Source organism: Actinocrinis sp., from assembly GCF_035605935.1.
Classification (GTDB): Bacteria; Actinomycetota; Actinomycetes; order Streptomycetales; family Catenulisporaceae; genus Actinocrinis.
Window position 1 is genome coordinate 1 of record NZ_DATNGK010000154.1, and the last position, 8184, is coordinate 8184.

Annotated in this window: 8 protein-coding genes; 3 read left to right on the plus strand and 5 right to left on the minus strand. The window is 68.7% G+C overall.

The window, feature by feature from the left end:
* Nucleotides 1-398: 398 nt before the first annotated feature.
* On the plus strand, nt 399-1922 hold the full coding sequence (locus VN779_RS13230) for a carbohydrate binding domain-containing protein (protein ID WP_325722980.1): 1524 nt from the start codon (nt 399-401) through the stop codon (nt 1920-1922).
* Between the two features lie 108 nt (nt 1923-2030).
* On the opposite strand, the gene VN779_RS13235 is transcribed toward VN779_RS13230, so the two are convergent.
* On the minus strand, nt 2031-2885 hold the full coding sequence (locus VN779_RS13235) for an SAM-dependent methyltransferase (protein WP_325722982.1): 855 nt from the start codon (nt 2883-2885) through the stop codon (nt 2031-2033).
* Between the two features lie 110 nt (nt 2886-2995).
* On the opposite strand from VN779_RS13235, the gene VN779_RS13240 reads away from it, so the two are divergent.
* Both VN779_RS13240 and VN779_RS13245 read left to right on the plus strand, forming a co-directional pair.
* Nucleotides 2996-3874 carry a helix-turn-helix transcriptional regulator gene (locus VN779_RS13240; protein ID WP_325722984.1) on the plus strand — a complete coding sequence of 293 codons (879 nt, stop codon included), beginning with the start codon at nt 2996-2998 and terminating at the stop codon, nt 3872-3874.
* 276 nt (nt 3875-4150) lie between these two features.
* The gene (locus VN779_RS13245; protein WP_325722986.1) at nt 4151-4396 is read left to right on the plus strand and encodes a DUF397 domain-containing protein; all 246 of its coding nucleotides are present in this window, start codon (nt 4151-4153) and stop codon (nt 4394-4396) included.
* Between the two features lie 181 nt (nt 4397-4577).
* On the opposite strand, the gene VN779_RS13250 is transcribed toward VN779_RS13245, so the two are convergent.
* From VN779_RS13250 to VN779_RS13265, 4 genes are all read right to left on the minus strand, one after another.
* Nucleotides 4578-5390 carry an FHA domain-containing protein gene (locus VN779_RS13250; protein WP_325722988.1) on the minus strand — a complete coding sequence of 271 codons (813 nt, stop codon included), beginning with the start codon at nt 5388-5390 and terminating at the stop codon, nt 4578-4580.
* Between the two features lie 43 nt (nt 5391-5433).
* Nucleotides 5434-6750 (minus strand): VWA domain-containing protein, encoded by a 1317-nt coding sequence (locus tag VN779_RS13255; RefSeq protein WP_325722990.1) that lies wholly within the window; start codon nt 6748-6750, stop codon nt 5434-5436.
* Complete coding sequence (locus tag VN779_RS13260) at nt 6747-7841, minus strand: PP2C family serine/threonine-protein phosphatase (RefSeq protein WP_325722992.1); 1095 nt, start codon at nt 7839-7841, stop codon at nt 6747-6749. Before VN779_RS13260 ends, VN779_RS13255 begins: the two co-directional genes overlap by 4 nt.
* Nucleotides 7838-8184, minus strand: a 347-nt coding sequence (locus VN779_RS13265) for a tetratricopeptide repeat protein (protein ID WP_325722994.1), incomplete at its 5' end; no start/stop codon positions are given. The genes VN779_RS13260 and VN779_RS13265, both read right to left, overlap by 4 nt.

Sequence of the window (8184 nt, forward strand, 5' to 3'; positions counted from 1 at the left end):
GGCGAAGCTATCGCGGGACTCCCAGCGCGCAAGGGCGTCTGTGGCCCAGAGCCGTTGTGAACGAGACTCGCCGCTGCACTCCAGCCGCGTCGCGGAGATGTCATCGCGGAGGTTTATTGGGGGAAAGCGGGACGGCGGGCAGCGGTAAGTGGGTGGGGAAAAGCGGGTTGTCCAGCTGGGCGGGACAGGCTGCGGCTGTCCAGTTGAGCGGGACAACGGCGACTGGCGTCGGTGAGTCGTAAATTGGTCCAGACCATAACCTTGACAGAGGCGAGTGGTCTGGACCACAGTGCACAGCAGTTGCTCCTTCCGGTACGGCGCCCCGGACCCAGCACGGCCCCACCCCTGCTGCTTCCCGAACCTGCCACGGCCTTCCGCCGACCGAAAGGAGCGCCTTCGTGCGTCCACCCCGCCTCGTCGCCCGCTCACCAAAGCGCCTGGGTGCGGCGGCCCTTGCCCTGGCCCTGACGGCCGGCGGCGTCGGGGTCGTCGCGTTCCTCGCCGTTCCGGCCGGCGCGGCGACCACCAACCTGCTGACCAACTCAGGCTTCGAATCAGGCGACCTCAATGGCTGGAGTTGCGACGCCGGCACCGGCTCAGTGGTCTCCTCCCCCGTCCACTCCGGCTCGCACGCGCTGGCCGGAGGCGCGACCTCGTCCGACAACGCGCAGTGCACGCAGACCGTCTCGGTACAGCCGAACACGAGCTACACGCTGTCCGGGTACGTCGAGGGCGCGTACGTGTACCTCGGGATCACCGGCGGCGTGTCCACCTGGACTCCCTCGGCAACCTCGTGGCAGCAGCTGTCGACCAGTTTCACTAGCGGCGCGAGCCAGACCAGCGTGCAAGTGTTCGTACACGGCTGGTATGCGCAGGGCACGTACTACGCCGACGACCTGGCGCTGAACGGCCCCGGCGGCACCGGATCGCCTTCTCCGTCGCCGTCCGGTATCTCGCCGTCGCCTTCACACAGCGCGTCACCCTCGGCTTCGCCAACCGGTTCGGTTACGCCCCCCGGCAACGGCCCCTTCACACACCCGGTGTACTTCATGCCGGTCGACAACAACCCGGCCTCGATCTCATCGATCATCAGCGGCTCCGGCGAGAACCAGTTCAACCTGGCTTTCGTGCTTGACTCCGGTGGCTGCACACCGGCCTGGGACGGCAGCTCCACGATGCAGGTTTCCTCGGACACGACGGTTGCCGCCGACATCAACGCGATCCGTGCAGCCGGTGGTGACGCCGCAGTGTCCTTCGGCGGCTACAACGGCACGGAGCTTGGTTCGACCTGCGGTTCTGCCTCGGCGCTCGCGAACGCGTACCAGCAGGTGATCAGCAAGTACAAGCTGGACCGGGTCGACTTCGACTACGAGAACACCGCGCTGGACTCGAACACCGGGGTCCGCTTCGGTGCGATCAAGATCCTCGAGGCCAGCAATCCGGGTTTGAAGGTCTCGCTGACCATCCCGATGACGACGGTTGGCTTCCCGGGCAGCGGCACGGACGAGATCCGGCAGGCGATCGCGAATGGCGCCCGGCTCGACGTCATCAACATCATGGACTTCGACACCGGTCTCACCTCGGGCACCGAGGTGTCGCAGACCGAGGCGATCGCGAATGACGCGGTGGGCCAACTGGAAGGCATCTACGGCTGGAGCGCGGCGCAGGCGTGGGCGCACTTGGGCTTCCAGATCATGAACGGCCACACGGACCAGCCCTCTGAGCTGTTCACCCAGTCCGACTTCAGCGCCCTGCTCGGCTTCGCACAGGCCAACCACCCCGCCTGGTTCTCGTTCTGGTCGGCGAACCGGGACTTCCAGTGCCCGGCCGGCGTGGTCGAGCCCTGGGCGCCGGGAACCTGCTCCAACATCACCCAGAACCCGTACGACTTCACCAAGACCATCGTCAAATACGCAGGCTGACCCACCCCTGCCCCGCCGCCCGAATCGGTCGGCCCTGATCGGCTCGCGCCGGAGCCGATCAGGACCCGCCGGTTCGGGCGGCGTCGTTTCGGCGTTTCGTTCGAGGGATCAGCGCTTGCGGGCGACCGCTCCGGCGATGCACTGCTGCACCTGGTTGAGCGGCTTGAGCCGCGGCCCGTCCGGCCACCAGTCGGCACACAGGGTCAGTCCCGGGTCGACGAGCTCCAGCCCGTCGAACAGCTCAAGCAGTTCGGCGCGAGTGCGGAAGGTGCCCGAGCCCATCATGCTGTGCAGGAACATCTCCTCCATCTTGCGAGCCACCGGGCTGTACTCGTTCTCCGGGTCGAAGAAGTGGCTGATCGCCACGTAAGAACCGGACGGCAGCGCGTCGATGTACTCGCGCATGATCTGCGCCGGGCGCTCGCGCGGGCCGTTGTAGTGGTGCAGGGTGCCCATCTGGAGGAAGACCAGCGGCCGGGAGAAGTCGATGCGGGTGCGCACCTCCTCGTGGCCCAACACTTCGGCCGGGTTGAAGATGTCCGCACCGACCAGGTGAGTGTGCTCGTTCTCCTCCAGCAGCGCGCGGCCGTGCGCGAGCACCACTGGGTCGTTGTCGATGTAGACGACGGTGGCGTCCGGGTTCGTCCGCTGCACTACCTGATGCACGTTCTCCGCCGTCGGCAGGCCGGAACCGCAGTCGAGGAACTGCTCGATCCCGGTCTGCGAGGCCAGGAATCGGCAGGCGCGGATGAGGAAGCCGCGGTTCTCGGTGGCCAGGTCGACCGCCTCGGGAGCCGCCTTCTGCACCCCGCGCAGCACCTCGCGGTCAACCTCGTAGTTGTCCTTGCCGTTGAGGAAGGCGTCGTAGACTCGTGCGATGCTGGCCCTGGTGGGATCGACACCGACTGGCACGGAGCGTTCCGACACGGTGACACTCGACGGTGTGGTGGCGTTATCGGTCATTGCGTTCTCCCGGCTCATTTGCACAACCAGAAAGCTGACGGCGCTTAACTTAGCGTAAGGAGCCGTAATAACATCGTAAGCGTACGCGGGCAGTTCGAGGGAGGGTTCTGATGAGCACGTTCGACGATCGACGGGCTGAGCCTGCGACCGGCCCGACCGTCCGCCGGCTCATCCTGGGCACGCAGCTGCGCCGGCTGCGCGAGCGGGCTGAGATCACCCGTGCGGAGGCGGCGTACAGCATCCGCGGCTCGGAATCGAAGCTCAGCCGGATGGAGAGCGGTCGCGTCGGCTTCAAGGAGCGCGACGTCGCGGATCTGCTGACGCTGTATGGCGTCACGGACGACGAAGAGCGCACGAAGGTGCTGCAACTGGTCGAACAGTCGAACGTGCAGGGGTGGTGGCACGCCTACAGCGACCTGATGCCGAAGTGGTTCGAGGACTACGTCGGCCTCGAGGAGTCGGCGTCGCAGATCAAGGCGTACGAGAACCAGTTCGTCCCGGGACTGCTGCAGACCGAGGACTACGCGCTGGCGATCGCGAGCCGCGGCCGTCCGGAGAACGCGGATCGCGACACCGAACGCAAAGTGCATTTGCGCATGCAGCGGCAGAAGGTGTTGCTGGGTCAGTCTGCGCCGCGGCTGTGGGTGGTCATCGACGAGTCAGTGCTCTACCGCAGGATCGGCGGTGCGCGGGTGCTGCGCATGCAGCTGGATCACCTGCTGGAGATGACCACGCTGCCGAATATCTCGTTGCAGGTGGTGCCATACCAGACCAGCGGCTATGGCGCGGAAGGGCCGTTCACGCTGCTGCGTTTCGGCGAGCAGGAGCTGTCCGACATCGTGTACGTCGAGCACCTCGCGGGCGCGCTGTATCTGGAGAAGGCCGAGGAGATCGAGATCTACAGCCGCGCGCTCGACCGGCTGGCCGTGGAAGCGGAGACTCCGCAACGCACCCGGCAGACTCTGCTCAAGGCGCGCGAGGACATCTAAGTCTACGCACATTCGTTCACGTGTGACTGCCGTGAACACAATAGCCTGACACGACGGCGGGCCATCTGACGGCGCGCGCTCGTTGCCGCGTCGTCGCCTTCGCGACGCCGAATCGGCGCCCACGACCGGATTCACGCCAGGGTCCGCAACGGTCTGATTCTCAAGCTATTCGTATGCAACCTCATCCTGCGGTGCTACGTTGCGTGAGTGCCTTCAATGCACATGCAAGTGACTCATGCATACGGACCGTGCAAGTCGGTCGGAAAGTGAGAGGTCATGGCAGGCGAAACCACGAACTTCGACAACGGCATCTCGGCCGACGTGCTGGTCGGCGCCCCCTGGCGTAAGAGCAGCTACAGCGGCTACAACGGCAACTGCGTCGAGGTCGCGCCGCTGGCCGACGGAAGCGTCGCGATGCGAAACTCGCGCGACCCGCACGGGCCCGCGCTGATCTACACCCGGGCCGAGATCGCCGCGTTCCTTGCCGGCATCAAGGACGGCGAGTTCGACGACGTGCTCTGATTCATCGTGCTCCGGTCAGCCGGGCGCACTCTCAGGTTCGCGGGGCGCCGGCGCCCTGTGAATCGGCGCATTGGACGCCGCCCGGCCCGTGCGGGGGCCGGGCGGCGTTCGCACGAGCGCTTGCACTTGCGGACGCAACCGGAGCGCGTTCTGGCTGCGCAGGGCAACGTTCGTAATCTGATTACGCTTCGAGCGTGAGCGTGGTCCAGACGCCCACGTGGATTCGGTCCCCCGCGGCGACCGGGATCTCGGTCTCGACGGGCACCGGCTGCTCTGCGCCGTTGAGCCTGGTGCCGTTCGCGGAACCGAGGTCGACGAGCCGCCAGCCGCCATCCTGGTCGCGAGAGAGCTGCGCGTGCAGGTGCGAGACCGCGGGATCGAGCGGCGGCCCGGTCAGATCGATTTCGACCGCGATGCCGCGGCTGGCCGAGGCCCGGCCGATCCGGATCACGTCGGTGTCCAGGGCGAAACGGCGCTCGCCGGGGTACTTCGGGAACGGGAATTCGGACTCGATGATGTCGCCGCGCTCGACCTGCGCCGTGTAGTACTCGCGGTCCGCTGTGACGACGACGGCCAGCGCGCGCGAGGTCGAGGGCGCATCAGGGATCTGCGTGTTCTCGGCGGGGATCGGATCGGCGGCAACTGGTTCAGGCGCCGGTGGATCTGTAGCCGCGGCCGCGGCGCTCGCGGGTGCGTGGCCGTTGAGCTCTGGTCCCGCTTCGGCCTGCCCCGCACTGGCGGCGGGCACCGAGGGAAGCAACTCGGCGAGCTCGTAGTCGAACCCGCATTCCTCGCAGAACCGGCCGCCGCGCTCCGCCCCGCAGTTCGGGCAGGAACCGCCCGCACCGGGCCCGGCCGAACCCAGATCCGCGCCGAGCAGAGCGGTACTCTCCAGCACCGGCGCGGGCGTGAGCGGCGACCCGCCCATCACCGCGCCGCAGGTGTCGCAGTAGTCGTTCGTCTGCGATTCGTGCCCGGCCGGACACCGCGCCATCGGACCTCCCCGGTGCTCCTGATGTTGGCTGCCCTGCGGTCGGTCAGCCCTGGCTGTTGCCCTTGCCTACCCGCACAGTCTTGCTCGATCGGGTGTCCAGGGCCATTTCGTCGGCGTCGTTCACCCGTGCCTTGAGCCGCACGGTGCCGGTCGCCGGGTCCTCCACGTCGACCACCTTGGACAGCAGCCTGGTGGTGTCGTCGTTGCCAGAGGCCGCCGCGAGCTGGACCGCCCGGCCGAGCTTCGCCGTGGCCGTGTCGTAGTCGCCGACCTTGCGCGCCTCCAGTCCCGCTTGGATCACGTCGGCCAGCTCGGCCTGCCCGGTGTAGTGCGCCACCTGACGGTTCATCTTCGTGGACAGCGCGGCGTCGTCGGTCCACACTGCGCGCACCAGGCCCTGCCCGAGCACCTGCGCCTGCCCGGAACCGTCGATCGAGACCAGTGAGGCGCGCACGGCCAGCATCTCGTCGCCCACCGAGCCGGGCCGCACCGCGACGCAAACGTGGTAGTCGCGCGACTCCGCGCCCCAGGCGCCGGTCGGATAGTCCCCCGCCAGCGGTCCGGTCTGCAGGCGGCGGCCGCTGAGGTCCAGCACGGTGGGCGCGACCTGCTTGACGAACTTGATCGTCGAGCCCTGCGGAGACCACAGCCGCAGGCGGACGTCGGCCACGGCCTTGCCCATCGCGCCCTCGACCATCGCCCGGAAGTCGTCGGCCAGGTTGATCGGGTCGGCCACGATGTCCACGCTGCCGAGCAGTCCACCGGCGATGCGGCGCAGTTCCGCGACCACCCAGTCGGTGCCGATGCCGCGGCAGTCGCAGGTGAACCGGCCCTCGCAGCGCGCGATCGCGAGGGCGAGGTCGTCGGGGCTCTCGTGCTCGTCCTTGCCGTCGGTGAGCAGGATCGCGTGCCGGATCGCGTCCTCGTGCCCGGTGAACAGCCGGTCGGCCAGTGAGAGCCACTGGCTGATCGCGGTCCCGCCGCCGGCGGTGAGCCGGTCCACCGCGGCCTTGGCGGCGGCGCGGGTGCTCACGTCGGCGGGCACCAGGTACTCGGTTGTCGGGAAGACCATCCGCGCCACGTGCGTCCCAGCGACGACCGCGAAGGGCACGCCCTCGCGGATGGCGTCGATCGCGGCCTTCGTGGCCTGGCGCGCAGCGGACATCTTGGCGCTCGGATAGTCCATCGAACCTGAGCAGTCCACCATGATCACCTGGGCGGCCCGCGCTGCGCCGGTCGGCCCGGCTACCGCGCCGGAGGAGGTCACGGTCACGATCGCGTTGACCTCGCCGGCGCCCTCGGGCAGGAACTCGTTCTGGTAGACGCTCACGGTGAACTGCGGCAGGGTCGGCGTGCTCACGGTTCGATCCCCTCGTCGGACGGCGCGGTTCCGTTGGAAGACACGATCTCGGTGGTCTCGGGTGACGCGGTCGGCGGGTAGTAGGCCAGCACCGTGGTGATGTTGTCCTGGCCGCCGCCTTGGAGCGCGACCGCAGTGAGCGACACGCAGGCCGCCGCCAGACCGCTCCAGCCGTTAGCGGTGAGGCCGGCGAGACCCGCCAGGTCGGCTGCGTCCCAGACGTAGTTCCACAGCCCGTCGCTGCATGCCAGCACCAGGCCAGGACCCTCCGGGGCGAAGTCGCGCACGTGTGGGGGTTCCGGCGGGGCGTCCGGGCCGATCCAGCGCAGGATCGCGTGCGCGTGCGGTGCCTTGTATGCCTCGGCCTCGTTGACCGCTCCCCCGGCGATCAGCTGTCCGGCCCAGGTGTCGTCGTCGGTCAGTCGGCGTGAGACACCGCCGTCCGCCGCGAGCCAGTAGACGCGGCTGTCGCCCACCCATCCGACGGTGACCCGGCCGCGTTCCACAACCGCGGTGGCGATGGTGCATGAGGGGGCGTCCGAGCGGTCGCGATACTCCTCGGCGAGTGTGGTGACCGCCTGCTGCGCGGATTGGATCGCAGCGCTCGTCGAGGCGGGCGCGGGCTCGCCTTGGCGCAGCGCGCGCACGAGGTGATCCAGCGTGGTGTTCGCCGCGAGCTGGGAGGCGCGCTGCGGATCGATGGAGCTGGAGACGCCGTCGCAGACCACGATGACGCTCGCCGGGTACTCGGTGTCCTCGCCGATGACCGCGAAGGCCATCGAGTCCTCGTTTCGGCTGTGGCGCAGTCCACGGTCGCTCACCCCGGCGACGACGCCCAGGTCCCGCTCCCAGCGGTCGCGCGGGGAGGGCGCGAGCCTGCCGCAGTTGTCGCAGTAGCCGTCAGTGAACGCGGTGCCGCCGCAGTCGGGGCACGGAAGCGTGGCCGATCCAGGCGGAGCGTTGCGGCGCACCAGCAGGTCCGTGCCGCATTCCTCGCAGTAGCCGTCGCCGGGCAGCACGTGAGCGCCGCACCCGCTGCACGTGCGCGCGTCCGGCGGCCCGGGGGGCGCCTGCGTCCGTGGGTCGGTCATAGCAGTGTCCTGGGCCGCAGCGCGTTTGCCTGGTCCACCAGTTCGATCCGGCTCCTTCGGTCGGGGGCCATGCGGGCGCGCGCCCGGTACGAGCGCTCCAGGGCGAGGCGCACTTGCCGCTCGGTCAGGTCGGCGTCGAACACCCGGCCTTGCACGGCATTGCGCCCGACGGCAGGGGACGGCGGGTGCGCGACGAGCCAGCCGAGCGCGCCGAGCAGCACCTGGCACACCATCGATTCATGCGCCTCGCCGTCAAGGCCCAGCGCGACGACGCGGGAGCTCAGCTCGTTCAGCTCGGCCGGCGCGACCCAGTCGGCGAAGCCGGGTGAGCCGATTCGGGTGG

Coding starts and splice junctions, on each gene's coding strand:
- VN779_RS13235 (WP_325722982.1), bottom strand. CDS start 2,885: ATGACCGATAACGCCACCACACCGTCGAGTGTCACCGTGTCGGAACGC.
- VN779_RS13260 (WP_325722992.1), bottom strand. CDS start 7,841: ATGACCGACCCACGGACGCAGGCGCCCCCCGGGCCGCCGGACGCGCGC.
- VN779_RS13240 (WP_325722984.1), top strand. CDS start 2,996: ATGAGCACGTTCGACGATCGACGGGCTGAGCCTGCGACCGGCCCGACC.
- VN779_RS13245 (WP_325722986.1), top strand. CDS start 4,151: ATGGCAGGCGAAACCACGAACTTCGACAACGGCATCTCGGCCGACGTG.
- VN779_RS13250 (WP_325722988.1), bottom strand. CDS start 5,390: ATGGCGCGGTGTCCGGCCGGGCACGAATCGCAGACGAACGACTACTGC.